Below are 25,010 nucleotides of genomic sequence, written 5' to 3'. Positions count from 1 at the left end.
CAGGTGACCACGGCCGCCCTGACCGAGAAGAGGAGCCGGGCGCGGACCCTGCGGGCCGGTCCGCTGGCCGCCGGGCTCGCCGTCGCGCTGGTCCTCGCGCTGACCGCCGCGGTGTCCTTCGGGTCGGTGGACATCCCGCCCGGCGAGGTCTGGTCGGTGGTCGCCCACCGGCTCACCGGACGCGCGCCCGAGGCCGGCACCCGGGACCTCATCGTCTGGCAACTGCGCGTCCCCCGTGCCCTGTTGGCGGCGATGGTCGGGGCGGGCCTGGGCCTGGTCGGCACCGCCGTCCAGGCCCTGGTCCGCAACCCGCTCGCCGACCCCTATCTGCTCGGCATCTCCTCCGGGGCCTCGCTCGGCGCGGTCGCGGTGATCGTCCTCGGCACCTCGCTCGGCCTGGAGATGAACTTCGGCAGCGCCATCGGCCTGACCGTCTCGCTCGCCGCCTTCGCCGGCGCACTGGCCGCGTTCTCCCTGGTCTGGGTCCTGGCCAGGCGCGGCGGCGGCTTCTCCCCGCTGCGCCTGGTGCTGGCCGGCATCGGTATCGGCCAGTTCCTCACCGGCTTCACCAGCTACCTGGTGCTGCAGACCAGCGACGAACAGCAGACCAGGGGCGTGCTGTTCTGGCTGATGGGCAGTCTCAGCGGCGCGGTCTGGGGCCAACTCGCCGTCCCCGCCATCGCGGTGGCCCTCGGTCTGGCCTTGCTCCAGGCCCGCGCCCGGGGGCTGAACGCCATGCTGATGGGCGACGAGACGGCGGCCGGGCTCGGCGTGGACGTCACCCGGCTGCGCCGCGAGATCTTCGTTGTCACCAGTGTGCTGACCGGCGTCCTGGTCGCGGTCTCGGGCGCGATCGGTTTCGTCGGCCTGATGGTGCCGCACGTCTGCCGGCTGCTGGTCGGCGGCGACCACCGCCGGCTGCTGCCGCTCTCGGCCCTCACCGGGGCGGTGCTGCTGGTGGTGGTCGACACCATCGCCCGCACCGCGCTGGACACCCAGGAGCTCCCGATCGGCGTGGTCACCGCCCTGCTCGGCGCGCCCACCCTGCTCTACCTGCTGGACCGACGTCTGGAGCGAAGTTGAGGATCGCGGTCGAGGATCTGAGCGTCACCCTGTCCGGGCGGACGGTGGTGGCGGGCGTCCACCTGGTCGCCAAGGAGGGGGAGATCGCCGGTCTGGTCGGCCCCAACGGCAGCGGCAAGTCCAGTCTGCTCCGCACGGTCTACCGGCATCTGCGGCCGAGCGCCGGCCGGGTGCTGCTGGCCGGCCGGGAGCTCGCCGAGCTCACCCCCGCGGAGTCCGCCCGGCACATCGCCGCGCTGCCCCAGGAGCGCGGCGGGGACTTCGAGTTGACCGTCCGCGAGGTGGTGGCGATGGGCCGCACCCCGTACAAGCGGGCGTTCGCCGCGGACGACGCCGAGGACCACCGGGTGGTCGCCGAGGCGCTGGTGCGGGTCGGCATGACGGAGTCGGCGTCCTGTCAGTTCGCCCAGCTGTCCGGCGGCGAGCGCCAGCGCGTGCTGCTGGCCCGGGCGCTGGCCCAGCAGCCGGACGTCCTGGTGCTGGACGAGCCGACCAACCATCTGGACGTCCGCCACCAGGTGGAACTCCTCACCCTGCTGCGCGAACAGCGCCGCACCACGCTGATCGCGCTGCACGACCTCAACGCGGCGGCCTCGGTCTGCGACCGGCTGCACGTACTGCACCGCGGCACCCTGGTGGCGTCCGGGGTGCCGCGTGACGTGCTGACCGCCGACCTGCTCGCCGAGGTGTTCGGCGTGCGGGCGGCGGTGGTCGAACATCCGCTCACCGGTGACCCGTTGATCGCGTTCGACCACCGCACGCCCGCCGGCGCCTCAGCGCCGGCCGGCCACCGTCAGGAGGTCTCGAAGTGACTGGGGCGGCCGTTGCGCTCGACCAGGCGGCCGACCTTCGCGGCCTCCTCGCTGCGCAGCAGCTCCCAGCGGCCGTCCGGCTGGTGGAGCACCGAGGAGTGCCACGGCGTCATCCAGACGTCGGCGGCCTCCAGCAGCCGGATGCCGAACTTCAGCACGCCGACCTTCTGCGGGTGGATGGAGAGGCGGAAGGAGCGGGGGTGATGCTCGGCGATCAGGTCGCCCCAGGCGCGGCTGCGCTGGATGACGCCGTAGGCGCGCTGGCGGCAGTCCCGCTGCAGGGCGGACTTGGTGCCCTCGAAGCCGAAGGTGTCCTCGGTGAGGAACCGGGTGATCCCGCGGTAGAGGCGGGCGGTCTCCTCGTCGGTGAGCACCTGCTCGCGCAGCTCCTCCTTGGTGGGCGCGTACTTGGCGTGCACCCGGGCGCGCTTCTCGTCGAACGGCAGGTCGCCGAGGACGGCCCGCAGGTCGAAGGTGGCGAGGTGGTTCAGGCCCTCGCGCTCGATCATCGCGGTCAGTTCGTCGGAATACTGGTCGATGTGGTCGTCGGGAACGTGGATCAGATCGCCGAAGATGTGCCCGTCGGAGCAGATGAGTATCTGAGCGCCGGGCTCGTAGAGCTTGCCGATCTCCTCGCAGAGCCCGTTCAGGAAGGTGAGCGAGAGGCGCTCGCCCTCGTCGGGCAGGTGGCTGAGCACCTTGGCGAGGTTGGGCGACTTGCACGGGAAGCCGGGCAGGGTGAACAGGATCGGGTCGCCGGAGGTGATGAAGTCCGCCAATTGCTCCCGCTGGAGCGGGAAGTCGGCGGGCGTGGCGTCGACCTCGGGGTCGGAGGCCCGGCGGTGCGGCAGCAGCAGGTCGAGGATCTCGTCGCAGAGCCGCTCCACGGACTGCGGGTCCGTGACGGGGCCGGTGGTGCTGGCGGACTGGGTGTCGGTGATAACGGTGCCGGCGGGCGGCATGGTGGTCCTCCACGGAATGGGTTACGGGCTTCGGGGCAGGCGGAGCCACGCCCCGGCACTGGTTGCCGGGACGCTGAGGGGGTGCCGGGGAGTTGGTGGGGCCGGTCAGACCCGCTTGTCGTAGGCGACCGGCAGCTGGTTGACCCCGCGCGCCAGGACGGCGGGCACCCAGGTGAGTGCGTCGATCTCCTGGCCGGGCCCGGCGGACGGGCGCAGCCCGGGCAGCCGGGTGATCAACGTGCCGATGGCTACCTGGAGTTCGGTCCGCGCCAGGGCGGCGCCGGGGCAGAAGTGGATGCCGTGGCCGAAGGCCAGATGGGCGTTGGGGGTGCGGTCGAAGTCCAGGACGTCGGCGTCCGGGAACTGCTCGCCGTCGCGGTTGGCGGCACAGAGCGAGATGATCACCGAGTCCCCGGCCGGGATGGTGGTCCCGTGCAGGTCGCTGTCCTCGGCGAAGAAGCGCCAGGTGGTGAGCTCGAACGCGGAGTCGTAGCGCAGCAGTTCCTCCACCGCCCGGGGGAGCAGGCCCGGGTTTCCGGCGATTCCGTCGCGCAGCCGGGCGAGTTGCTCCGGGTGGCGCAGCAGCGTGATCAGCATGGTGGTGATCTGGTTGGTGACGGGCTCCTGGCCGGCCACGAGCAGCTGGAACACCATCGAGTCGAGCTCTTCGGGGCTCAACTCGCCTTCGTCGCAAGCGGTGACGAGCCTGCCGAGCAGATCGACATCGGGCCCGGCGGGGTCGTAGTGGGCGCGCTTGTGGGTGACGACGTCGGCGATGTACGTCTGCAGGCCGCGTAGCCGGCCCTCGTACGCCGGGCGGCCCGGGTCCTGCGGACCGACCGGCTGGACGACCTTGCCCCAGTCACGGTCGAACCGGACGGCCAGCTCCTGCGGCAGGCCGATGACCTCGGCCAGTACCCGGAACGGGTAGTGCGCCGCGAAGCCGGCCACCAGGTCGGCGTCGCCGGTCTCGGGCAACTCGTCGACCAGGGCGTCGGCGAGCTCCTGGATGCGCGGGCGCAGGGCCTCCACCCGGCGGGGGGCGAAGGCGTCCAGGACGAGCTTGCGCATCGTGGTGTGCTTCGGCGGGTCCTGGTGGAGCAGGTGCACCTGGAGCTGGGAGTGCTGCGGCTCGGGCATGATCGAGGCGAGCTTGCGCCAGGCGTCGTTGCCCAGGGAGTGGTTCTTGCCGAGCCGCGGGTCGCTGAGGGTCTCGTGGGCGGCCCGGTAGCCGGTCACCAGCCAGGCGGCGATCCCGCTCGGGAACTCGACCCGGTGGACCGGGCCCGCCTCTCTCATCCGCTGGTAGAGCGGATAGGGGTCGCTCTTGTACTCCGGCCCGTACAGCGGTACCGGGTCGGGGAGTCTGTCGTATCCGAAGGGGCAGCTCGGGGCGTCGGCCGCATCGCCGGCCGGCCTGCCTGCCGTCGGATCGTGCACGGTGTCGGTCATGTGCGGTGTTCCTCCGGTCGGGTTGTCGGTGGTGCCTGTGGTGCTGGGGTGTTGCGCGGTGGTGCCGGGTGGTGCGGTGGGTCCCCGAGTGGTGCGGCTCGTACCGGTGTGACGGGATGGTGCCGGGCGTTACGGGGTGCTCCGGGTGGTGCCGTTGGTGCGGTGGCGCAGGGCGAGAAGGGCCACCGCGAGCGCGGCCACCAGGGTGGCCAGGACGAGCCCCGCCCGGATGCCCGAGGTGCCGGTGCCGCCGAACATCGTGGCGGCGGTGGCGAGGGCCGGGCCGAGGGCGAAGCCCAGGCTGCGGGCGAGCTGGACGGCGGAGCCGGCGGTGGCCAGCTGCTTCGGCGGTGAGGAGCTCATCACCAGCGCCTGTACCGGGCCGCCGTTGAGGCCCATGCCGGCCCCGGCGAGCGCGAGCCGACAGGCGATGTCGAGCGAGGACCAGTCGGCGTCCAGCGGGACGAGCAGCAGCATGCCGAACGCCGTGACGGCCGCGCCGGTCAGCGCCGTGGGCCGGGCGCCCCAGCGGTCCGCCAGCCGTCCGCCGAAGCGGCCGGCGAGCACCATGCCCAGCGGGAAGGCGAGCATGGTGAGAGCGGTGTCGGTGGCGCTGATCCCGTCGTCCCGGCGGAGGTGCTGGGCGAGCAGGTAGTGGTTGGCGGCGAAGCCGGCGGCCAGCGCCAGCACCGAGCCGTTGACCCCGGCGGTGCCGGCGGCGCGCAGCACCTCGATGACCGGCCGACCGCCGGGCCGGCGCGCCCAGAAGACCACGAGCGGGGCGGCGGGCAGCGCGAGCAGCAGCCACAGCGGCGCGTCGGGCGCGAGGGTGAGCGCGAGCAGGACGGCGGCCACTGCCGAGCCGATCAGCGCGGCGTCACCCAGCGAGCCCCGGTCGGGCAGCCGCAGCCTGCCGCCGCGCGGGGCGTCCCGCCGGGCGATCAGCAACGCGGCCAGGCAGACCGGTAGTTTGACCAGGAAGATGGCCCGCCAGCCGGCGTGGTCGAGCAGCAGCCCGCCGATCACCGGGCCGGTGACGGCGCCGAGCGGGCCGAGGGTGGCGGGCACGCTCATGGCCCGGCCACGCAGTTCGGGCCGGACCGCGGTGGCGGCCAGCACCGGCATCAGCACGAACAGCACCGCGCCGAAGGCACCCTGGGCCAGCCGGGCCGCGATCAGCCAGCTCGCCCACGGGGCGACGGAGGCGAGCACGCTGCAGAGCGCGAAGCAACTGACCGCCAGCAGCAGCGCGGACCGGGTGCCGACCTGGTCGAGCCAGCGCCCGGCGGGCAGCAGCAGGGCGACCAGCGGAAGCTGGTAGCCGAGCACGGCCCACTGCGCGGTGGTGGAGGAGACATGCAGGCTGTCCGCGATGTCGGTGAGCGCCAGGTTGACCACGTTCATGTCGAGCATCGCCACGAACGAGAGCAGGCCGGCCGCGACGACCAGGCTCCACCGGTCCTTCGGCTCTGCCTGGCCGCCACTCAGTCCACCTGTGGCGAGCGGCTGCTGCGCTGCCATGGTCTTCCTTCCTTTCCCCCGCACTGTTCCGGACACCACCTCGGCGGCGGGTTCCGGTAGAGCAGTCGGAGGTGTGCGGGCTTCAGTTCCGAACACTTGAAGGAATTCTTGCGGTTGGCCGGATTCTTGCTTCGGTGGCCGATCTTGACCGTCCGCCGACAGGTTCGTCGCCTGCCCGCCACCCGCTCGTCGGCCGGTCGCGGCCCGTCCGACCACCACTTGTGCCGTCGTCCGGGCATGCGAAGGGCGGCGCGCTCCGACGGGGTGACCGTACGGGGCGCGCCGCCCGGGTGGGCTCTAGATCTGTGCGGTCAGCAGACGGCCGCCAGTTCGGCGGACGGCGCCGGAGCCGAGGCATCGGCGGCCTCGGCCGCCCGGAGACGGGCTATCAGCTCCTCCCGGGCGCGGGCGACCCGGGAGCGGACGGTGCCGACGGGGCAGCCGGCCACCTCGGCGGCCTCGGCGTAGCTCAGGCCGACCACCTGGGTGAGCACGAAGGCCTCGCGGCGCTGCGCCGGCACCCGGTCGAGCAGGTCCCCGAGGGCGACCCCGTCCTCGAAGCCGGCGGTCGGCGGGATGCTCTGCCGCTCGGCGGCCTCCTGCCAGTCGGGCAGGGCGGCGCAGCGCGGACGGGCGGCGGCCGTGCGGTAGCGGTCGATGACCGTCCGCCGGGCGATCGACAGCAGCCAGGTCCGGGCGGAGGAACGTCCGGCGAAGCCGGGCAGGCTGCGCAGGGCGCGCAGGAACGTTTCCTGGGCCAGGTCGTCGGCGGACTGCACATCGGTGAGGTGGGCGACGAACCGCCACACGTCCCGCTGGGTGGCCCGGACGAACGCCTCGACGTCGGCCGCCCGGCCCTCGCGGGCGGCCAGGGCCAGCGCGGTCAGCTGGTCGTCATCCACGGCGGCCTCCCACCCGGCCGGATCGGGCCGCCGGGCGGTGCGGGACGATGGTCGCATGAGATGCGCCCATTTCCGTACCGCTCTGTCCACCCGTCTCGACGGTGAGCCGGCCGGTGTGCCGGACCGGCGGCTGGACAAGCACGTCGCGCGGTGCGCGGCCTGCCGGGAGTGGCTGGAACAGGCCGAACGCCTGCGGGCGTCGGCCCTGACGGGTCTGCCCGACGGGCCCTCGGCCCAGTGGTCGGCGCAGCTCTTCGCCCGTCTGGGGAAGGACGGCTCCGGTACGTCGGGCGGCTCCGGCAGGGAGGCCGGCCCCGGCGCGACGGTCTGCGTGGGTGCGGTGGGCGTCTCGGTCGGTCGTCCCGGGCAGGGGGACGGCGGGCCGGTGCGGTAGGACGGTGGCGTCGGGCGAGGCCGGTGCGCCGTCGTAGTCAGGCATGGAAGGTCCTGAGGTCAAGGTCTGGGCGCGGTGCCGTTGCGGACGGCACCGGCGGCGTCGGTGGGCGGGCGCGGGGAGCCGCGTCCCGGAGGAGACGGCGGGCGCGGGCCCGGGCCCCGGCGCGCGGCCGTCAGGGGACGGCGCGGCGCAGGGCGACCTGCCCGCGGCGGCGGAGACCATCGGCGGAGTCCGGGCGGCGGGCGCGTCAGAGGGCGGACGCGAACGCCGGGGGGCCGCGCCGGACGAGGGCATGGGAGAGCAGCACCAGCCGGGGGAGCCGGGCCCGCTGCTCGGCCGGTCTCGGCGAGGCCGGGGGCTCGTACCCCTGCGGGCGGGCGAACAGCGCCAGCAGCGGGACCAGCAGCACACCGGCCACCACGGCGCCGAGCGCGCCCAGCAGTTCGAACATTCTGGCCAGTGCCGTCTCGCCGCGCCAGAGCAGCAGGGCGCAGGCGAACGCGGCCAGCACATGGGCGGCGATCATCCCGGCCGACATGCCGTGCGCCGACATGTCGTGGCCAGGCATCCCGCCCATTCCCGGCAGATGGGACGAGGACACCCCTGAGGCCATTTCCGAGGAGACCCCTGACGAGGACATCCCCGACGAGGACATCCCCGGCATGCCCGCGGACATCCTCGATGCCTCGACACCCGCCGCGCCGTGCGAACCCAGTCGGTGCAGGCCCGACACGGCGCGCAGCCCCTCGGTCGGCGGGATGTCGGGATCGATCCCGGCCATCCTGGCCAGATCGGTGGGCGAGAGCCCGGCGGGCGCCCGCTCCGGATTGCAGAGCAGCAGCGCCGTCCAGTCCGTCGTGGTGAGCCGGCCCAGACCGGTGCCGCCGGCGGTGAGCGCCCCGGCCTGTTCGAACACCAGGTGCAGCGCGCTCTGCGCGGCGACCATCCAGACGCTGATCAGGCCGAGCCCGCGTCGCCGCCCGGCGAGCAGCCAGGTGAATCCGAGGGTGAGGCCGAACGCGCCCACCAGCACCGGCGGGGAGACCCCCGCGCCGGCCATGGCGACGTGCGCCGTGGCGGCCAGCGCCACGCACAGCGCGGCGAAGACCACGGCGCGCAGCGAGCGGATCCGGTCGGTCATCACGATGGCACTCATCGTCGCACCCGCCCCCACCGCCCCGTACTGCCCCCTCCGGTATTGGCCGGTTCCATGCCGGTGGGAGTATGCCCGGCCCGCCCGGCCGGGCCGGGCCGACGGACCCCCGGAGGTCGCGCGGTAGAGACGGTTCGTACGGTTGACGAGTACTCGATTGTCCGTTCTGGCGCGGGACCGCCGCCCGTGCCCGCCCGTAGCGCTCGGGCACCCCGCGGCGGAGCGCCGTCGGGTCGGCGGCGGCACGGGCCGGTGGGCGCGGAGAGGCGGGCGGAACGGTGTACTGGCTGATTCACGACTATCGCGAGGACGATCTCGCGGCGGTGGTCCGTCCGATCGACACCACGGCCGAGCTGTCGGTGTTCTCCCTCGTGGAGTGCATCGGCACGGACATCACCTCGCGCGTCCGCGGCCGAACCCTGCATGCGACCGTCTGAATATCCTTCAATCGTACGGTCGTTGCGGTTTGACACCATTCGGTCGGTGCTCCCTAAATGTGCTCGTCACAGCACGTCAGGTGGGCACCGACCGGACAGGAGGCCCGGCATGGGCACAGTCACCGAACCCGCGGCCCCGGCCGTCGACCTCGCCGACCCCCGCTTCTGGCGGCTGCCCGCCGCCGACCGTGCCGCGGCCTTCGCCGAACTGCGTGCCCTGCCCGCCCCGGTGTACTTCGGCGAGCGCCCCGCCGCCGGCCGCCCGGGCAGCGCCAGGGGCTTCCACGCCCTGGTCCGGCACGCCGACGTGGTCGAGGCCAGCCGCACCCCCGCCGTCTTCCTCAGCGGACCGGGCGTCACCACCCCCGAACCCGCCCGCTGGGTCCGGCTGCTGTTCGGCGACTCCATGGTCAACCTGGACGACCCCCGGCACGCCCAGCTGCGCCGGATCGTCTCCCGGGCGTTCACCCCGCGCCTGATCGCCCGGGTCGAGGACGACATCCGCCGAGTGGCCGCCCAGCTGGTCGACGGGGTGGTGCGGCGGCGGCCCGAGGACTTCGTCACCTCGGTCGCCGCCGAACTCCCCTTCCAGGTGATCTGCAACATGATGGGCATCCCCGAGGAGCCCCGCCGCGCCATCCTCGACCAGGTCAACCACGCCTCCGAACACACCGGCGTGGCCCGTCCGCTGCGCAGCCGCATCCGCGTCCCCGGGCGCGGGCTGCGGGCCCTCGCCAGGATGCAGGGCATGGTCGCCGAGCTCGGCCGCGAGCGCCGCCGCCGGCCCACCGACGACCTGATCTCCGCCCTCGTCACCGCCGACGTGGACGGCCGCCGGCTGAGCGGGCGGGAACTCGGCGCCTTCTTCTCCCTGCTGCTGGTCGCCGGCGTCGAGACCACCCGCAACGCGCTCGCCCACGGCCTGCACCTGCTGACCGTCCACCCCGGGCAGCGCGCCCTGCTGCTCGGCGACCTCGACCGCCACCTCGGCGGCGCGGTGGACGAGATCGTCCGCCACTCCACCCCGATCATCCAGTTCCGCCGGACCCTGGCCGCCGACCACGAACTCGGCGGCCCCGGCGGCACCCTGCTGCGCGAGGGCGAGAAGGTGGTGCTCTTCTTCGGTTCCGCCAACCGCGACGAGGCCGTCTTCCCCGACCCGGACGCCTTCGACCTCACCCGCACCCCCAACCCCCACCTCGGCTTCGGCGGCGGCGGCCCGCACTACTGCCTGGGTGCGCACCTCGCGCGGCAGGAGATGAAGGTGCTCTTCCGTGAACTGTTCACCCGGCTCCCCGAGGTGCGCTCGGTCGGCGAGCCGGAGCTGGTCCCGTCCAGCTTCGACCACCGGGTCCGGTCACTGGGGTTCACCTTCTAGGGGGGCCGGGGCTTCCAGGGGGGCCGGGGCGTCCTACCCGCCGGTCGGGATGCCCCGGTCGGCCTTCACCCGCTTCATCGTCAGATGCGAGTTGACCTGCGCGATCCCCGGCAGCCCGGAGAGCACATCGGTGATGAACCGCTCGTACGCGGCGATGTCCGCCACCGCGATCCGCAGCAGGTAGTCCGGCTCGCCGAACAGCCGGTGCGCCTCCACCACCTCCGGCAGCTCCGCGACCCGGCGCTCGAACTCCGCCACCGTCTCCCGGTCCTCGTGCCGCATCGTGATCGTCACGAACGGCTGGAAGCCCCGCCCCACCGCCGCCCCGTCCAGCAGCGCCCGGTAGCCGAGGATCGCGCCGTCCTGCTCCAACTGCCGTACCCGGCGCAGGCACGGCGAGGGGGTGAGGTCCACCCGGGCGGCCAGCTCCGCGTTGGTCAGCCGACCCTCCTGCTGGAGCTCGTGGAGGATTCTGCGGTCGATTCGGTCCATGGCGCAACATTCTGCCAAAACCGGGCCCGGAAGGGCATGAAGTGGCCATCGGATGCCAGCCTCATCCGGCTACTGTCAGTGACCGGAAACCGCCCGAACGAGCACGACAGGTCACCGCCCATGGACACCCACGCCCTCCTCCTCTTCCTGGGGGTCGACCTGCTGCTGGTCTGCACCCCCGGCCCGGACTGGCTCTACATAGCCGCCCGCGGTCTCGGCCAGGGCCGCCGCGCCGCCCTCACCGCCGTCGGCGGCGTCTGCGCCGGCTACGCCGTCCACACCCTGCTCTCCAGCGCCGGACTCGCCGCCGCCCTGCGCGCCGTCCCCGCCGCCCTGCCCGTGCTGCGCCTCACCGGCGCCGCCTACCTGCTGGTGCTGGCCGTCACCATGCTGCTCGCCCTCCGCCGGGGCGGTGCCGCGACCGCCCTCGCCGCGCCCCGGCCGCAGCCCACCGCCACCGTGCTGCGCCAGAGCATGCTCACCGCCCTGCTCAATCCCAAGGGCCTGCTGCTCTACCTCTCCCTGGTGCCGCAGTTCGTCGACCCGGCCGCCGCCCTGCCGCTCGGCGGGCAGGTCCTCGTCCTTGGCTCGCTCAACGTGCTGGCCTGCGCCCTGGTCTACGGCCTGGTGGCGCATGCCAGCGGGCGGCTCGGCGGCCGGTTCGGCGGCACTCCGCGGGCGGCCCGCCGGCTGACCGCCGTCTCGGCGGTGCTGCTGATGCTGGTGGCGGGCGTCACGGCGAGCGCCTGAGATCCGGAGCAGAATGCGGGCATGACCGAGCGTTCGTTCCGCCCGCTGCCCGCTGAGCCCGCTGAGCCCGCCGAACCTGCTGAGCCCGGTGGGTCCGGTGGGTCCGGTGGGTCCGGTGGGTCCGGCGGCGACCGGCCCACCGCGGACGCCTGGGCCGCCGTCGGCGGGCCAGCCGGGCTGCTGGACCGGGTCTCGTTCCGCGGCCCCGATGCCGTCCTGGCCTCCGGACTGCCCGTCCGGCAGCTCGCCCGGGCGACCGTCGCCGCCTGCTCGCTCGCCGCCGCCGAACTCGCCGCCCACCGCGACGGCGGCCCCGTTCCCGCCGTCCGGGTGGACCAGGGCGCCGTCGCCACCGCCTTCGTCAGCGAGCGTCACCTCCGGATCGACGGCCGCGCCCTGGTCGGCTTCGCCCCGTTCTCCGGGTTCTGGCAGGCCGCCGACGGCTGGGTCCGCACCCACGCCAACTACCCCCACCACAGGGTCCGGCTGCTCGCCGCCCTCGGCCTGCCCCCGGACACCGCGCCCGAACAGTTCGCCGAGACGCTGCGCGCGCAGTCCGCCGTCCGGATCCAGGAGCGCGCGTACGAGGCGGGGGCGCTCGCCGTCGCCGTCGCACCCCCGGGCGAGTCCACCCACCCCCTGATCGAGTCCCGGACCGTCGACGCCGCCCCCGCCCGCCCGCTGCCCGCCGCCCCGCTGCCCGCCGCCGGCCTCCGGGTCCTCGACCTCACCCGGGTGACCGCCGGCCCCGTCGCCACCCGCACCCTCGCCCTGCTCGGCGCGGACGTGCTGCGGATCGACTCCCCGCACCTGCCCGAGGACGAGGACGCCCACGCCGACACCGGCTTCGGCAAGCGCTCCACCCGCCTCGACCTCGCCGACCCCGCCGACCGCGCCGCCTTCGAGGACCTGCTGGCCACGGCCGACGTCGTGGTCAGCGGCTACCGCCCCGGGGCCCTCGACCGCCACGGTCTGGCCCCCGACGCCCTGCTCGAACGCCGACCAGGGCTGATCGTCGCCCAGCTCTGCGCCTGGGGCTGGACCGGCCCGTGGGCCGACCGCCGAGGCTTCGACAGCCTGGTCCAGGCCGGGACCGGCATCGCCGCCCTGACGGCCGCCGCCGACGGCCGCCCTGGCGTCCTCCCCGCCCAGGCCCTCGACCACGGCACCGGCTACCTGATCGCCGCCGCCGTCCTGCGCGCCCTCACCGACCAGCGCACCGGCCGGCCCGGCGGCCGTCACCTGCGGTTCTCGCTGGCCGGCACCGCGTCCTGGCTGGTCCGCGGCATCCGGCCCGAGGAGGGGACGGCCGGGGGCCCGTACGGTCCCGCCCCCTGGCTCGCCGAGACCGGCTCCCCGTACGGGCGGCTGCGCCACGCCCTCCCGCCGATCGCCTACGAGGGCGGCCCCACCGACTGGGCCCGGCCGCCGGGGCGCTGGGGGACGGACGCGGCCGTCTGGCGCTGACGGGCCGCCGGACCCCGGTGCCGGCATCGGGGCCATGACCGCTCACGCGACCGACTGCACCTGGCCCGGCGAGCGGTGCCCGGTCCTGACCGAGATGTACTGCCTGACCGTGGCCGAGGGGCTCGCCGCGGCGGAACTCCTCCGCCGCTCCAGGGCGCTCCCGGTGAGCCGGGCTCGCCGGGTCCGGCTCACTGGCTCCGGTTCGGTGGCGGGCTCAGACGCCGGCCGGGATCTGCTTCGCCCGGCTGCGGACCTGGAAGGCCGTCACGATCTCGATCAGACCGAGGATCACCAGCCAGCACCCGGCGAGGACGGTCAGGGCGGCGATCGAACCGACCGGCCAGATCATCAGCAGCACGCCGGCCAGCGTGTTGGCGACGCCCGCGAAGGCCTGCCAGCCGCGCGCGGGCATGTCCGGGTCGGAGGCCGCGGCGGCGAGCTGGGTGATACCGCGGAACAGCCAGCCGATGCCGATCCAGATCGCCAGCAGCAGCAGCGACTGCACGGCGCTGCGGAAGCAGAGCAGCCCCAGCAGCACGCAGATCGCGCCGCTGATGAAGGCCAGGACGCGCATCGCGGTGGTGGCGTGCGTGCCGAAGGCGGCGACCAGCTGCACGATGCCGATGATCAGCAGGTAGAGGCCGAACAGCACGCCCACCACCAGCAGGGTCTGCTTCGGCCAGACGAAGACGATGATCCCGAGGGCGAGGGAGGCGAGTCCGGCGAGCAGCAGGACCTGCCAGGCGGCCTTGGCGAGCGTTCCGAGCGGTCCGGCGACCGGGGAACCGTCGGGGGTGATGAGTGGGGAGACCACGGTGGCGTACTCCTGATGGCTGGATGGCTGGATGGCGGGGGATCGGGGGAGCGGGGTGAGCGGTTGCGGGGGGAAGCGACGGGGCAGGGGACGTCTTTCATGATCGCCACGGGTGCGGGGTTCCGCCCGTCGGATACGCCCGTTCGGGGGACGGCGGGGTCTGTCGAACGGCAGCGGAACTGATTGCTCCTCAGTCACCCGAATGACATCTTCCGCTCACCCGGCGTCGATACCGTCCTGCGGTATGACTTCTGAAGGGTGGGGGACCCCTCCGGTCGAGCCGATCAGCCAGCACTACATCGTCTGCGGGGGCAACGCGCTGGCCCACCGGCTGGTCCTGGAACTCGTCGAGCACTACGAGGTTCCGGTGGTGGTACTGCTCCCGGACCGCACCCGCGACCACGCGCCGTGGATCGAGCAACTGCCCGGAGTGGCCGCCGTGGTCGAGTGCGCGGGCATCACCGAGGAGGCGCTGCGGGCCGTCCGGGTCGAGACCGCGCGCGGCCTCGCGCTGGTCGACGGCCACGACGAGGAGAACATCCATGCCGCGCTCGGCGCCCAGGGCTGCAACCCGGACATCCGCATCGTGCTCCGGATGTTCAACCAGCGCCTCGGCGAGAACATCCAGCACCTGCTGAAGAACGGCGCCGCGCTCTCCGGCTCCGCCACCGCCGCGCCCGCCTTCGCCGCCGCCGCGCTCTCACGCCCCAACTCCGTCCAGGTCGGCGACCGCTTCCTGCACATCGCCTACGACGGCGACATCGACTCCGGCCGGATCTGCGTGGTCGCCGACCAGATCGACCGACAGGACCTCAGCCGGATCCGCCTGCTGCCCGACCAGGACGGGGACTCGGCCGCGTTCGTCCGGCTGGCCAGGGAGTTCGGCGACGACGGGCCGATCCGTCCCGGTGGTGCCCGGAGACCGCCACCGGCCGCGGAGACCGGGGTGGAGGAGGGCGGGCCCGGGGAGCCGGAGGCGGCGGTCGGCGGGGTGGCGGCTCTGCAGGCGCTGCCCAGCGAGCCGCCGGTCCTGATCGGCTGGTGGCGCCGGCTGCGCTGGCGGCTGCTCGACACGCTGCGTTTCTTCACCAGTGCCCGGCTGCGGCTGGTCCTGATCACGGCACTGGCCGCCGTGCTGCTCGCCTTCGGCCTGCTCTGGTACCTCAACCGGGACTTCGGCTGGTCGCTCTACGTCTCGCTGCTCGACCTGGCCGGTGCCGCCCAGCCCGACCAGCCCGCCGAAGCGACCGCCGGGACCGGCACGGGCGGCGCCTGGCAGCGGGTCGCCCAAGTGGTGATCACCTTCTGCGGCATCACCTTCGCCCCGGTCGCCACCGCCATCATGGTCGAGGTGCTCGGCTCCGGCCGGCGCGGCCAGCCCCGCAACCCCGGCGCCGGTACCCGGGACCACGTCATCGTGTTCGGCCTGGGCAATGTCGGCACCCGGGTCGCCGCCCAACTGCACGGGCTGGGCGTGCCGGTGGTCTGCGTCGAACGCGACCCGCAGGCGCGCGGCATCGCCGCCGTCCGGGCGCTCGGCATCCCGGTGGTGGTCGGTGACGGCCCACTGGAGGAGCAGCTGCGCCGGGCCCGGCTGAAGCACGGCCGGGCCCTGGTCGCGGTCAGCGGCGACGACGCCACCAACCTGGAGGCGGCTCTGGAGGCGCGTCACGGCAAGCCCGGAATCCGGGTGGTGGTACGGCTGTTCAATGACGACTTCGCCCGGCACGTGTACGCCACGCTGGACAACGCGGCGTCCCGGTCGGTCTCCTACCTCGCCGCACCCGCCTTCGCCGCCGCCCTGATGGGGCGCGAAGTGCTCGGCACGCTCTCGGTGTTCCGGCATGTGCTGCTGATCGCCGAACTGCGGGCGGAGGAGGGCGGCGGCCTGGTCGGGATGAACCGGCACGACCTGGAGGACCCGGGCGGCGTCCGGGTGATCGCCGTCCGCCCGGCCGACAGCCCCGGGGCCTACCGGTGGAACTACGCCGACCGCACCCGGGGGCTGGTGCCCGGCGACCGGATCGTGGTCGCCGCCACCCGGAGCGGGCTCGCCCGCATCAACACGGCGCTGGTGGGGGAGGGCTGACGGGTGGGCGGGTCCGGCGGTAGCCGGTCCGGCGGCCAGCTGACGGGCGACAGGTTTCGGATAACAGATAACAGATGTTGAAATCTGTTATCTGTTATCTGTTATCTGTTATCCGTCATTCGTCGGCCGTCACCTGAAACCCGTCAGCGGTGGGTGAAGGACGGCGGCCGCTTCTCGGCGAAGGCGGCCATGCCCTCCTTCTGGTCGGCGGTGGCGAACGTGGCGTGGAACAGCCGCCGTTCGAACCGGACGCCCTCGGCGAGGGTGGTCTCGAAGGCGCGGTTGACGCTCTCCTTCATCATGATGCTGGCGGGGGTGGACATCGCCGCCACGGTCTCGGCGGTGGCCAGCGCCTCGGCCAGCAACTGGTCGGCCGGGACGATCCGGGAGACCAGACCGGCCCGCTCGGCCTCCTCGGCGCCCATCATCCGGCCGGTCAGGCAGAGTTCCATCGCCTTGGCCTTGCCGATCGCCCGGGTCAGCCGCTGCGAACCGCCGATGCCCGGGATGACGCCGAGCTTGATCTCAGGCTGCCCGAACTTCGCGGTGTCCGCCGCCAGCAGGATGTCGCAGAGCATCGCCAGCTCGCAGCCGCCGCCCAGCGCGAACCCGGCCACCGCGGCGACCACCGGCTTGCGCAGCTCGCCGAGGCGGTCCCACGGACCCAGCCAGTCGTCCAGGTAGACGCCGGGGAAGGTGTTCCCCTGCATCTCCTTGATGTCGGCGCCGGCCGCGAAGGCCTTCTCCGAGCCGGTGATCACCAGACAGCCGATCTCCGGGTCCCGGTCGAAGGCGGTGGCGGCCGTGACGACCTCGTTCATCAGCTGGGTGTTCAGCGCGTTGAGCGCCTTCGGCCGGTTGAGCGTGATCAGCCCGACCCGTCCCTTGCGCTCGACGAGGATCGTCTCGTAGGTCTCGGTCATCGCCATTGACTCCCATGTCGCTGCTCGGCACCACGTGGGTGCGCCCTGACCACCCAACGATCTACGACACGAGTCGCCTCGCGCCAGTCTTGCCATGCGAGACGGTCGTCACGGGTGCCGGGATCCGGCCGCGGCCCGCGCGGCCGGTCAGAACCGGACGTCGTACCGCCCGGCGGCCTGCTGGACGGCCTCCGGTTTGACCTCGCCCCGGCGGGCCAGCGCGGCGAGCGCGGCCACGGTGACCGACTCGGCGTCCACGCCGAAGTGGCGGCGGGCGGCGGCGCGGCTGTCGGAGAGGCCGAAGCCGTCGGTGCCGAGCGAGGTCCAGTCCTGCTCCACCCAGGGGCGGATCTGGTCCGGCACCGCACGCATCCAGTCGCTGACGGCCAGCACCGGTCCGGGCGCGCCCGCCAGGACCCGGGTCAGGTACGGGACGCGGGCGGTGCCGCCCGTCCCGGCGGCGGCCCCGGCCAGGTTGGCGGCGTCGCAGGCGAGCGCCTCGCGGCGCAGCTCCGTCCAGGACGGCGCCGACCAGACGTCCGCCGCCACCCCCCACTCCTCGCCGAGCAGGCGCTGCGCGGCGAGCGCCCAGTGCACGGCGGTGCCGGAGGCGAGCAGCTGGATCCGGGGCGCGTCCGGCCCCGGGCGGTCGGCCTCGCGGAAGCGGTAGAGGCCACGCAGGATGGCCTCGGTGACGCCCTCGCCCGTGGGCATCGGCGGCTGCGACCGGGTCTCGTTGTAGACGGTGAGGTAGTAGAAGACGTCCTCGCCGTCCGGCCCGTACATCCGGCGCAGGCCCTCGCGCACGATCACCGCGATCTCGTAGGCGAACGCAGGGTCGTAGGAGAGCGCGGCCGGGTTGGTGGAGGCGATCAACTGCGAGTGCCCGTCGGCGTGTTGCAGCCCTTCGCCGGTCATGGTGGTGCGCCCGGCGGTGGCGCCGACCAGGAAGCCCCGGCCCAACTGGTCGGCCAGCGCCCACATCTGGTCGGCGGTGCGCTGCCAGCCGAACATCGAGTAGAAGATGTAGAACGGGATCACCGCCTCGCCGTGGGTGGCGTACGCGGTGGCGGCGGCCGTCAGCGAGGCCATCGAACCGGCCTCGGTGATGCCCTCGTTGAGGATCTGGCCGGTCGCCGACTCCTTGTAGTGCAGTAGCTGGTCGCGGTCCACCGGGTCGTACGTCTGGCCCAGTGGCGAGTAGATGCCGGCGGTGGGGAAGAGCGACTCCATGCCGAAGGTCCGGGCCTCGTCGGGGACGATCGGCACCCAGCGGTGGCCGGTCGCACCGTCCCGCATCAGCTCCTTGACCAGGCGGACGAAGGCCATGGTGGTGGCGATCTCCTGACTGCCCGAGCCCTTGCGCAGCGCCTCGAACGGCCGGTCGGGCAGCTCGGGCAGCGGGGTGAAGCGCACCCGGCGGGCGGGCGCCGGCCCGCCGAGCGCGGCACGGCGTTCGCGGAGGTAACGGGCCTCGGGGGAGTCCGGTCCCGGGTGTGCGTACGGGACCAGACCCTCGCCCAGCACGCTGTCGGGGATGGGGAGTTCGAGCAGATCGCGCATGGCGCGGAACTCGCTGCCGGAGAGCTTCTTCATCTGGTGGTTGGCGTTGCGGGCCTCGAATCCCGGGCCGAGCGTCCAGCCCTTGACGGTCTGGACCAGCACGACGGTCGGTGCGCCCCGGTGTTCCAGCGCGGCCCGGTACGCCGCGTACACCTTGCGCGGCTCGTGGCCGGCCCGGGAGGTGGCGACGGTCTCCAGCAGGCGCGCGTCGTCCAGGGTGTCGGCGAGAGCGCGCAGCGCGGGGTCGCCCGGCCCGGTGAAGAGGTGGTCGCGCAGATAGCCGGCGTCCGAGGCGGCGTAGGTCTGGAACTGTCCGTCCGGCACCTCGCGCAGCCGGCGGACGAGCGCGCCGGTGGTGTCTCGTGCCAGCAGATGGTCCCAGGCTTCGCCCCAGAGCGATTTGACGACGTGCCAGCCGGCGGCCCGGAACTGCCGCTCCAGCTCCTGCACGATCTTGCCGTTGCCGCGTACCGGGCCGTCCAGCCGCTGGAGGTTGCAGTTGATCACGAAGGTGAGGTTGTCCAGCCCCTCGCGGGAGGCCAGCGCCAGGGCGGCGGTGGCCTCGGGCTCGTCCATCTCGCCGTCCCCGAGGAACGCCCAGACGTGCGATCGGGAGGTGTCCTTGATGCCGCGCGCGGTCAGGTACCGGTTGAACCGGGCCTGGTGGATCGCGGACAGCGGGCCGAGGCCCATCGAGACGGTCGGGAACTCCCAGAACCACGGCAGCCGGCGCGGGTGCGGATACGACGGCAGGCCGCCTCCGCCGGCCTCCTGCCGGAAGCGGTCCAACTGGGCCTCGTCGATGCGTCCTTCGAGAAACGCCCGGGCGTAGATCCCCGGCGAGGCGTGGCCCTGGAGGTAGAGCTGGTCGCCGGAGCCGTCGGTCTCCTTGCCGCGGAAGAAGTGCTGGAAGCCGACCTCGTAGAGCCAGGCGGCGGAGGCGTAGGTGGCCATGTGTCCACCCAGGCCGCCGCGCTGGTTGCCCCTGGTCACCATGGCGGCGGCGTTCCAGCGGTTCCAGGCGGTGATCCGCCGCTCCATCGCCTCGTCGCCGGGGAAGGCCGGTTCGGCGGCGGTCGGGATGGTGTTGACGTACGGGGTCTCCAGCAGCGGCGGCACGTCGAGGCGCCGTAGTTCGGCGTGCTCGACGAGGCGGCGCAGCAGGTGGGCGGCGCGATGCGGTCCGCCGAAGTCGCTGGCGGCGTCCAGCGAGGCGCGCCACTCCGCGACCTCCTCCGGGTCGTGGTCGGGAAGCTGGTCGAGCTGGGACACGGGTGGTTCCCCTTTGCCGGGTGTGCGTCGTTGCCGGGTATGCGTCTGGCGCCGATTCCAGGATGTGGAACGGCATTCCTCTCTACGGAAGGTAGGGAGTGCGGATGGGCGAGTCAACCGTTACTGGGCGGTAATGTGAGCGATGATCGATCATTTCTATACGAACTATTATGTCGGGAGGGGACGCGACGAGGCGGAGCCGGGACGTGTCCGGGACGGAGCCGCCCGAGACGCGGCCTACAGCGACCCGGCGTACTCCAGCACGTGCTCGGCCAGCAGCCGGCCGACCTCCCGGTCCTGCCGGCGGAAGGCCTCGATCAGCGGCCGGTGGTCCGCCGCGTTCTCGTGCAGTTCCGGCCGGACGCGGTGCAGTGACAGGACCGTCCACACCTCCACGCCCAGCCCCTCCCAGGTGCGCAGCAGCACCTCGTTCCCGGCGGCCGCCACGATCTCCCGGTGGAACGCCACCCCGTGCCGGGCCTGCCCGAGGGGGTCGCCCGCCGAGGCCGCCCGCTCCATCAGCTCCGCGTGCCGCTCCAGTGCGGCGGTGTCCCCGCCCAGCCGCTCCACGGCCAGCTCCGCCGCCAGCCGCTCCAGCACCGCCCGTACCTCGTACACCTCGCGCAGCTCGGCCGGGCTGATCTCGCGGACCCGCACGCCCCGGTTGGGCTCCGAGTCCAGCAGGCCCAGCGCCTGGAGCGCCCGCAGCGCCTCCCGCACCGGGGCCTGGCTGACGTTCAGCTCGGCCGCCAGCCGCCGCTCCACGATCCGGTCGCCCGGCTGCCACCGCCCGCTCATCAGCCCGTCCAGCAGCAGCCCGCGCACCTGCTCGCCGAGCGGCACCCGCGACAGCGGATCGCCGTCGTCCGGCAGCTGCTGGTGGACCGGGTGGCCGGGCGTCATGCGGGCTCCTGCGGGGAGGGGTGCGGGCGGCCAGCGTACCGGGGCGGGCCGGCGTACCGGGGCGGTCGGCATGCCGGGACGGTCGGGGCGCCGGGGCGACCGGCTCAGGCCAGGCCCAGCTCGTCGTCCTCGCGCGGGGCGAAGTGGCGGGCGACCTCCGCGTCCGTGACGGCGGACAGGTCCGCCGGGGACCAGTGCGGGTCGCGGTCCTTGTCGACGACCTGGGCGCGGATGCCCTCGACCAGGTCGTGGCCGGCCAGGGCCGCGCAGGAGATCCGGTACTCCTGGTCCAGCACCGCCTCCAGGGACGGCAGCGTACGGGCCCGGCGCAGGGCGGCGAGGGTGACCTTGACGGCCGTCGGCGAGTTGGCGAGCAGCTGCTCGGCGGCCTCCTTGGCCTCCGGGACGCCGGTGCCGAACAGCCGCTCGACGATCTCCTCGACGGTGTCGGCGGCGTAGCAGGCGTCGATCCACTCCCGCTGCGCCGCCAGCGCGGCCGGCGGCGCGGGTTCGGCGTGCGCGGCGACCGCGCCGGTGAGGTCGCGGGGGTCGGTGAGCCCGGCACGCTCGGTGAGGCCGGCGAGCTCGGCGAGCAGGGCCGGGACGTGCGCCGAGGGGACGAAGTGGTCCGCGAAGCCGCAGAGCAGTGCGTCGCCGGGGCCCATCGAGGCCGAGGTGAGTCCGAGGTGGGTGCCCAACTCGCCCGGGGCGCTCGCCAGCAGGCGGCTGCCGCCGACGTCCGGCACCAGGCCGATCCGGGTCTCGGGCATCGCCACGGTGGAGCGCTCGGTGACGATCCGCACCGCGCCGTGCGCGGAGAGGCCGACGCCGCCGCCCATGGTGATGCCGTCCATCACCGCGACGTACGGCTTCGGGTAGCGGGCGATCAGCGCGTTGAGCCGGTACTCGTCCCGGAAGAACGCCCGCGAACCGGCCCCGCCCGCCTTGGCGTCGTCGTGGATCGCGCGGATGTCCGCCCCCGCGCAGAGACCGCGCTCGCCCGCGCCGGTCAGCACCACGGCGCGTACGGTGTCGTCCGCCGCCCAGCCGTCCAGCGCCTCCCGGACGGCGGTGACCATGCCGTGGGTGAGCGAGTTGAGCGCCCTCGGCCGGTCGAGCACGATCCGCCCGGTCCCGCCGTCCCGGTAGACCTGCACCTCTGCGCTCATCGGGCCTGCTCCCGTTCGTCGTTGGTCGTTCGTGGTCGGCCGTCGTTCGTCCGAAGATCCTGCCGCCACCGTACTGGGCGAGGCGAGCGGGGGGGGGGGGGGGGGGGGGCGCGGGGGGGGGGGGGGCCCCCCCCCCCCCCCCCCCCCCCCCCCCCGCTCGCACAGTGGTTGCGCGTGCGGTGTCGGACCAGGCCCTACGGCACGACCCGGCCCGTCACCTCGCCGAAGCCGACGACGCTGCCGTCGGGGCCCGGGGCGGTGGCGGTGATGGCGACTTCGTCGCCGTTCTCCAGGAACGTGCGGGTGGTGCCGTCGGGGAGTTTGAGCGGCTCCTCGCCGTTCCAGGTCAGCTCGATCAGCGCGCCGCGGGTGTCCACCTCGGGGCCGCTGACGGTGCCGGAGGCGAAGAGGTCCCCGGTGCGCAGCGAGGCGCCGTTGGCCGTCATATGGGCGAGCTGCTGGGCGGCCGTCCAGTACATCGAGGCGAACGGCGGGCGGGAGACCGGGTGCCCGTTCAGCCGGATCTCCATCGCGAGGTCCAGGCCCCAGGGTTCGCCGTCCCGGTCGTCCAGGTAGGGGAGCGGGTCGACGTCCCGGGTGGGCGGGGTGACCCGGGCGTGCTCCAGGGCCTCCAGCGGGACGATCCACGGCGAGACCGAGGTCGCGAAGGACTTGCCGAGGAACGGGCCGAGCGGCACGTACTCCCAGCCCTGGATGTCCCGCGCGGACCAGTCGTTGACCAGGCAGACGCCGAACACGTGCTCGCGGAAGCCGTCCAGGGTGACGGGTGTACCGAGGGCGGACGGGGTGCCGACGACGAAGCCGACCTCGGCCTCGATGTCCAGCCGGCGGGTCGGGCCGAACGAGGGCGCCGCGTCGGCGGGCGCCTTGCGCTGCCCGTGCGGACGGACCACCGGAGTGCCGGAGACGACCACCGTGCCGGCCCGGCCGTGGTAACCGATCGGCAGGTGCTTCCAGTTGGGGGTGAGCGGGTCCGAGCCGGGGCGGAAGATCCGGCCCAGGTTGGTGGCGTGGTGCTCGGAGGCGTAGAAGTCGACGTAGTCGGCGACCTCGAACGGCAGGTGCAGCTCCACCTCGGCCAGCGGCAGCAGCAGCGGCGAGAGCGCGTCCCGGTACGACTCGTCGGTGAGCCATTCGGTCAGCTCGGCGCGCACCCGCGTCCAGACCGGGCGCCCGGCGCCCAGCAGCGGGTTGAGCGAGTCGGCGTCCAGCAGGACGGACGGCGCCCCGGCCGCGCGGGCGGCGGCCCCGGCGTCGAGGACGAACTCCCCGACGCGGACACCGATCCGTCGCCGGTCCGGCTGGTCGGCTGCGGTGAAGACGCCGTACGGCAGGTTGTGCACGCCGAACGGCGAGTCCTGCGCGCCGGCGAGCCAGCTGCGGGGGGTGGTCAACGCTCCTCCTGGGGCAGTGGACTGGGCGACAGCAGGCCGAGCCCGGCCAGGTCGTCCAGGGGTTCGGCGATGCTGCAGGTGCCGAACGCGGTGAACGAGTTCCTGATCACCGTAACCTGATGTCCGGTCAACTCGCCGACGGCCTTGGCCAGGGTCGCGCCGGAGCGCTCCGCCAGCACCTCGGCGGCGGCCGCCCGGTCGGTCTCCCGCGCGGCCAGCAGGACGTTCAGGAAGCCGTGGTGCTCGAAGCCGGTGACCGGGTCGGTGTGCCGCACGGCGTGGTGCAGCCCGGCGGTGCACTTGTACGGCAGCCCGCGCCGGGCGCAGCCGGTCAGGAAGCCGGCCAGCTCGTCCTCGTCCGGGAAGGCGCCGGCCACCAGCCCGCCGGTGCGGAACTTCGCCCGGTACGGGCTGTCCACGAGGATGTCCAGGGTCTCGTCCAGGCCGTCGCCGCGCAGGAGTTCGCGCGGCAGCTCGACGGCGGCCGGGACGTCCGGGGGCAGCAGCAGGTCGAGCGCGGCGACGGCCTCGCGGGCGTCGCGGGTGGCCAGTTCGACGCCCGCGACCTCGAAGGGCGCGGCGGCCGCGAGGGCCGGGCCGAGCTCGGCACTGCCCCCCGGCAGTACGAGCCCGACCCGCAGGGCGCCGCCGGATCCGGCGGTCGCCCCGGCCAACTCGCCCAGCCGGCCCGCTCCGCAGAGGAGCGGGCCGACCGCGTCGGCGTACCAGGCGGCACGGTACGCACGATGGGCGGGCACCGCCTCGGCGACCGGCAGGTTCCCCGGCGGGAACACCGCCGCGTCGTCGAAGAGGCCGCGGAACAGCTCGGGGACCGCGCTCATCGCCCGGGCCCCCGGCCCGACCAGGTCCAGGCGTAGTTGCCGTCCTCGCTCGCCCGGCCGCCCTCGCCCAGCTCCAGTGGCCGGAACGTGTCCACCATGACGGCGAGTTCGTCGAAGAACTCCACACCGATGCTGCGCTCGTAGGCGCCCGGCTGTGGGCCGTGGGTGTGGCCGCCGGGGTGCAGCGAGATCGAGCCCTGGCCGATGCCCGAGCCCTTGCGGGCCGCGTAGTCGCCGCCGCAGTAGAACATGACCTCGTCGCTGTCCACATTGGAGTGGTAGTACGGGACGGGGATGGAGAGCGGGTGGTAGTCCACCTTGCGGGGAACGAAGTTGCAGATCACGAACCCGTTGCCCTCGAACACCTGATGGGCCGGCGGCGGCTGGTGGATCCGTCCGGTGATCGGCTCGTAGTCGCGGATGTTGAAGGCGTAGGGGTAGAGGCAGCCGTCCCAGCCGACCACGTCGAACGGGTGGTGCGGGACGGTGTACCGGGTGCCCGCGACGCCGTTCGGGCCGCGGTGCTTGACCAGCACGTCGACGTCGCCGGCGGTGTCCGCCAGCAGCGGGCCGGCCGGGCCGCGCAGATCCCGCTCGCAGTACGGCGCGTGCTCCAGCAGCTGCCCGTATTTGGAGAGGTACCGCTTCACCGGGGTGATGTGGCTGTTCGCCTCGATGCAGTACGCGCGCAACGGCTCGTCGCCGGCCGGCACCCAGCGGTGCGTGGTGGCGCGGGGGATGACCACGTAGTCGCCCTGGCCCACCTCCAGCGCGCCGAAGACCGTCTCGACCGTGCCCGAGCCGGACTCCACGTACACGCACTCGTCGCCGAGACCGTTGCGGTACAGCTCGCTGGGGGCCCCGGCGGCGACGTACGAGATCCGCACGTCGCCGTTGCCGAGGACCAGCCGACGGCTGCCGACCACGTCCGCGGACTTCCACTCCTGGTCCGCGAACAGCTCGTGCAGCCTGAGGTGGCGGGGGAGCAGGGGGTGGTTGGGCACCGTGGACTGGTCCGGCAGCTCCCACGGCACGGCGTTCACGACGGCTGAGGGGATGCCCCGGTGGTAGAGCAGCGAGGAGTCCGAGGAGAACCCCTCCTCGCCCATCAACTCCTCGTAGTACAGCCCGCCTTCGGGTGTGCGGTGCTGGGTGTGACGCTTGGGCGGGATGCTGCCCAGCTGCCGGTAGTACGCCATCGTCCTGCTCCTCCT

At 73.7% G+C, this 25,010-nt stretch carries 22 protein-coding genes; 8 read left to right on the top strand and 14 right to left on the bottom strand.

The window, feature by feature from the left end; genetic code table 11:
- Nucleotides 1-3 precede the first annotated feature (3 nt).
- Entirely contained in the window at nucleotides 4-1,083 is a 1,080-nt protein-coding gene (locus ACIP82_RS02045; RefSeq protein WP_363604539.1) for an iron ABC transporter permease, read from the top strand.
- The gene (locus tag ACIP82_RS02040) at nucleotides 1,080-1,895 is read left to right on the top strand and encodes an ABC transporter ATP-binding protein (RefSeq protein ID WP_400649845.1); all 816 of its coding nucleotides are present in this window, start codon (nucleotides 1,080-1,082) and stop codon (nucleotides 1,893-1,895) included. Before ACIP82_RS02045 ends, ACIP82_RS02040 begins: the two co-directional genes overlap by 4 nt.
- Here the strand turns inward: ACIP82_RS02040 and ACIP82_RS02035 are convergent.
- The 4 genes from ACIP82_RS02035 to ACIP82_RS02020 form a co-directional block, all read right to left on the bottom strand.
- Nucleotides 1,877-2,857 (bottom strand): isocyanide synthase family protein, encoded by a 981-nt coding sequence (locus ACIP82_RS02035; RefSeq protein WP_363604542.1) that lies wholly within the window; start codon nucleotides 2,855-2,857, stop codon nucleotides 1,877-1,879. The two genes, ACIP82_RS02040 and ACIP82_RS02035, sit on opposite strands and share 19 nt — an antisense overlap.
- A 105-nt stretch (nucleotides 2,858-2,962) precedes the next feature.
- Nucleotides 2,963-4,309, bottom strand: coding sequence for a cytochrome P450 (locus ACIP82_RS02030; protein ID WP_363604544.1), 1,347 nt, complete (start codon nucleotides 4,307-4,309; stop codon nucleotides 2,963-2,965).
- 129 nt (nucleotides 4,310-4,438) lie between these two features.
- The gene (locus ACIP82_RS02025; protein WP_400649842.1) at nucleotides 4,439-5,830 is read right to left on the bottom strand and encodes an MFS transporter; all 1,392 of its coding nucleotides are present in this window, start codon (nucleotides 5,828-5,830) and stop codon (nucleotides 4,439-4,441) included.
- Between the two features lie 311 nt (nucleotides 5,831-6,141).
- Nucleotides 6,142-6,789, bottom strand: coding sequence for a sigma-70 family RNA polymerase sigma factor (locus ACIP82_RS02020; protein WP_400649839.1), 648 nt, complete (start codon nucleotides 6,787-6,789; stop codon nucleotides 6,142-6,144).
- Here ACIP82_RS02020 and ACIP82_RS02015 point away from each other — a divergent pair.
- Complete coding sequence (locus ACIP82_RS02015; protein WP_400649837.1) at nucleotides 6,788-7,126, top strand: zf-HC2 domain-containing protein; 339 nt, start codon at nucleotides 6,788-6,790, stop codon at nucleotides 7,124-7,126. The two genes, ACIP82_RS02020 and ACIP82_RS02015, sit on opposite strands and share 2 nt — an antisense overlap.
- Before the next feature lie 250 nt (nucleotides 7,127-7,376).
- Here ACIP82_RS02015 and ACIP82_RS02010 read toward each other — a convergent pair whose 3' ends face one another.
- Entirely contained in the window at nucleotides 7,377-8,285 is a 909-nt protein-coding gene (locus ACIP82_RS02010; protein WP_400649834.1) for a hypothetical protein, read from the bottom strand.
- Between the two features lie 275 nt (nucleotides 8,286-8,560).
- On the opposite strand from ACIP82_RS02010, the gene ACIP82_RS02005 reads away from it, so the two are divergent.
- Nucleotides 8,561-8,719, top strand: a complete 159-nt coding sequence (locus ACIP82_RS02005; RefSeq protein WP_400649831.1) for a hypothetical protein — start codon at nucleotides 8,561-8,563, stop codon at nucleotides 8,717-8,719.
- Nucleotides 8,720-8,828: 109 nt separating this feature from the next.
- On the top strand, nucleotides 8,829-10,097 hold the full coding sequence (locus tag ACIP82_RS02000; RefSeq protein ID WP_400649828.1) for a cytochrome P450: 1,269 nt from the start codon (nucleotides 8,829-8,831) through the stop codon (nucleotides 10,095-10,097).
- Between the two features lie 33 nt (nucleotides 10,098-10,130).
- Here the strand turns inward: ACIP82_RS02000 and ACIP82_RS01995 are convergent, their stop codons facing one another.
- Nucleotides 10,131-10,589 carry an Lrp/AsnC family transcriptional regulator gene (locus ACIP82_RS01995; RefSeq protein WP_363604553.1) on the bottom strand — a complete coding sequence of 153 codons (459 nt, stop codon included), beginning with the start codon at nucleotides 10,587-10,589 and terminating at the stop codon, nucleotides 10,131-10,133.
- A 120-nt stretch (nucleotides 10,590-10,709) separates the two neighbouring features.
- Between ACIP82_RS01995 and ACIP82_RS01990 the strand changes: the two genes are divergently transcribed.
- Together ACIP82_RS01990 and ACIP82_RS01985 are read left to right on the top strand one after the other, a co-directional pair.
- The gene (locus ACIP82_RS01990; protein WP_363604554.1) at nucleotides 10,710-11,339 is read left to right on the top strand and encodes a LysE family translocator; all 630 of its coding nucleotides are present in this window, start codon (nucleotides 10,710-10,712) and stop codon (nucleotides 11,337-11,339) included.
- A 21-nt stretch (nucleotides 11,340-11,360) separates the two neighbouring features.
- Entirely contained in the window at nucleotides 11,361-12,806 is a 1,446-nt protein-coding gene (locus tag ACIP82_RS01985) for a CoA transferase (protein ID WP_400649825.1), read from the top strand.
- Between the two features lie 214 nt (nucleotides 12,807-13,020).
- Here ACIP82_RS01985 and ACIP82_RS01980 read toward each other — a convergent pair whose 3' ends face one another.
- Nucleotides 13,021-13,620, bottom strand: coding sequence for a DUF308 domain-containing protein (locus ACIP82_RS01980; RefSeq protein WP_363604557.1), 600 nt, complete (start codon nucleotides 13,618-13,620; stop codon nucleotides 13,021-13,023).
- A 244-nt stretch (nucleotides 13,621-13,864) separates the two neighbouring features.
- Here ACIP82_RS01980 and ACIP82_RS01975 point away from each other — a divergent pair, with 244 nt between their 5' ends.
- A complete protein-coding gene (locus tag ACIP82_RS01975) occupies nucleotides 13,865-15,709 on the top strand; it encodes an NAD-binding protein (protein WP_400649821.1) in 1,845 nt (614 codons plus the stop codon).
- 143 nt (nucleotides 15,710-15,852) lie between these two features.
- On the opposite strand, the gene ACIP82_RS01970 is transcribed toward ACIP82_RS01975, so the two are convergent.
- The 7 genes from ACIP82_RS01970 to ACIP82_RS01940 form a co-directional block, all read right to left on the bottom strand.
- Nucleotides 15,853-16,632 (bottom strand): enoyl-CoA hydratase, encoded by a 780-nt coding sequence (locus tag ACIP82_RS01970; protein ID WP_363604561.1) that lies wholly within the window; start codon nucleotides 16,630-16,632, stop codon nucleotides 15,853-15,855.
- Nucleotides 16,633-16,779: 147 nt separating this feature from the next.
- Nucleotides 16,780-19,467: a pyruvate dehydrogenase (acetyl-transferring), homodimeric type gene (gene aceE, locus ACIP82_RS01965; protein WP_400649819.1), complete on the bottom strand. Its 2,688-nt coding sequence runs from the start codon at nucleotides 19,465-19,467 to the stop codon at nucleotides 16,780-16,782.
- 237 nt (nucleotides 19,468-19,704) lie between these two features.
- Complete coding sequence (locus ACIP82_RS01960) at nucleotides 19,705-20,370, bottom strand: GntR family transcriptional regulator (protein WP_400649816.1); 666 nt, start codon at nucleotides 20,368-20,370, stop codon at nucleotides 19,705-19,707.
- Nucleotides 20,371-20,474: 104 nt separating this feature from the next.
- Entirely contained in the window at nucleotides 20,475-21,539 is a 1,065-nt protein-coding gene (locus ACIP82_RS01955; protein WP_400649813.1) for an enoyl-CoA hydratase/isomerase family protein, read from the bottom strand.
- 194 nt (nucleotides 21,540-21,733) lie between these two features.
- Nucleotides 21,734-22,954 carry a fumarylacetoacetase gene (gene fahA / locus ACIP82_RS01950; protein WP_400649810.1) on the bottom strand — a complete coding sequence of 407 codons (1,221 nt, stop codon included), beginning with the start codon at nucleotides 22,952-22,954 and terminating at the stop codon, nucleotides 21,734-21,736.
- The gene (locus tag ACIP82_RS01945; RefSeq protein ID WP_400649807.1) at nucleotides 22,951-23,796 is read right to left on the bottom strand and encodes a hypothetical protein; all 846 of its coding nucleotides are present in this window, start codon (nucleotides 23,794-23,796) and stop codon (nucleotides 22,951-22,953) included. The genes fahA and ACIP82_RS01945 overlap by 4 nt, the downstream gene beginning before the upstream one ends.
- Nucleotides 23,793-24,995 carry a cupin domain-containing protein gene (locus ACIP82_RS01940; protein ID WP_363604571.1) on the bottom strand — a complete coding sequence of 401 codons (1,203 nt, stop codon included), beginning with the start codon at nucleotides 24,993-24,995 and terminating at the stop codon, nucleotides 23,793-23,795. The genes ACIP82_RS01945 and ACIP82_RS01940 overlap by 4 nt, the downstream gene beginning before the upstream one ends.
- Nucleotides 24,996-25,010 lie beyond the last annotated feature (15 nt).

It is taken from the genome of Kitasatospora sp. NPDC088548, from assembly GCF_044753005.1.
In the GTDB taxonomy this organism is placed as follows: domain Bacteria; phylum Actinomycetota; class Actinomycetes; order Streptomycetales; family Streptomycetaceae; genus Kitasatospora.
This window is presented reverse-complemented; position numbering and strand designations above follow the sequence as displayed.

What these genes read in the sequence shown, in the direction of transcription:
- ACIP82_RS02025 (WP_400649842.1), bottom strand. Translation starts at nt 5,830, where the DNA reads ATGGCAGCGCAGCAGCCGCTCGCCACAGGTGGACTGAGTGGCGGCCAG.
- ACIP82_RS01985 (WP_400649825.1), top strand. Translation starts at nt 11,361, where the DNA reads ATGACCGAGCGTTCGTTCCGCCCGCTGCCCGCTGAGCCCGCTGAGCCC.
- ACIP82_RS02010 (WP_400649834.1), bottom strand. Translation starts at nt 8,285, where the DNA reads ATGAGTGCCATCGTGATGACCGACCGGATCCGCTCGCTGCGCGCCGTG.
- ACIP82_RS02030 (WP_363604544.1), bottom strand. Translation starts at nt 4,309, where the DNA reads ATGACCGACACCGTGCACGATCCGACGGCAGGCAGGCCGGCCGGCGAT.
- ACIP82_RS01995 (WP_363604553.1), bottom strand. Translation starts at nt 10,589, where the DNA reads ATGGACCGAATCGACCGCAGAATCCTCCACGAGCTCCAGCAGGAGGGT.
- ACIP82_RS01990 (WP_363604554.1), top strand. Translation starts at nt 10,710, where the DNA reads ATGGACACCCACGCCCTCCTCCTCTTCCTGGGGGTCGACCTGCTGCTG.
- ACIP82_RS01975 (WP_400649821.1), top strand. Translation starts at nt 13,865, where the DNA reads ATGACTTCTGAAGGGTGGGGGACCCCTCCGGTCGAGCCGATCAGCCAG.
- ACIP82_RS02015 (WP_400649837.1), top strand. Translation starts at nt 6,788, where the DNA reads ATGAGATGCGCCCATTTCCGTACCGCTCTGTCCACCCGTCTCGACGGT.
- ACIP82_RS01970 (WP_363604561.1), bottom strand. Translation starts at nt 16,632, where the DNA reads ATGACCGAGACCTACGAGACGATCCTCGTCGAGCGCAAGGGACGGGTC.
- ACIP82_RS01945 (WP_400649807.1), bottom strand. Translation starts at nt 23,796, where the DNA reads ATGAGCGCGGTCCCCGAGCTGTTCCGCGGCCTCTTCGACGACGCGGCG.
- ACIP82_RS02035 (WP_363604542.1), bottom strand. Translation starts at nt 2,857, where the DNA reads ATGCCGCCCGCCGGCACCGTTATCACCGACACCCAGTCCGCCAGCACC.
- ACIP82_RS01940 (WP_363604571.1), bottom strand. Translation starts at nt 24,995, where the DNA reads ATGGCGTACTACCGGCAGCTGGGCAGCATCCCGCCCAAGCGTCACACC.
- ACIP82_RS01960 (WP_400649816.1), bottom strand. Translation starts at nt 20,370, where the DNA reads ATGACGCCCGGCCACCCGGTCCACCAGCAGCTGCCGGACGACGGCGAT.
- ACIP82_RS02000 (WP_400649828.1), top strand. Translation starts at nt 8,829, where the DNA reads ATGGGCACAGTCACCGAACCCGCGGCCCCGGCCGTCGACCTCGCCGAC.
- ACIP82_RS01955 (WP_400649813.1), bottom strand. Translation starts at nt 21,539, where the DNA reads ATGAGCGCAGAGGTGCAGGTCTACCGGGACGGCGGGACCGGGCGGATC.
- ACIP82_RS02020 (WP_400649839.1), bottom strand. Translation starts at nt 6,789, where the DNA reads ATGCGACCATCGTCCCGCACCGCCCGGCGGCCCGATCCGGCCGGGTGG.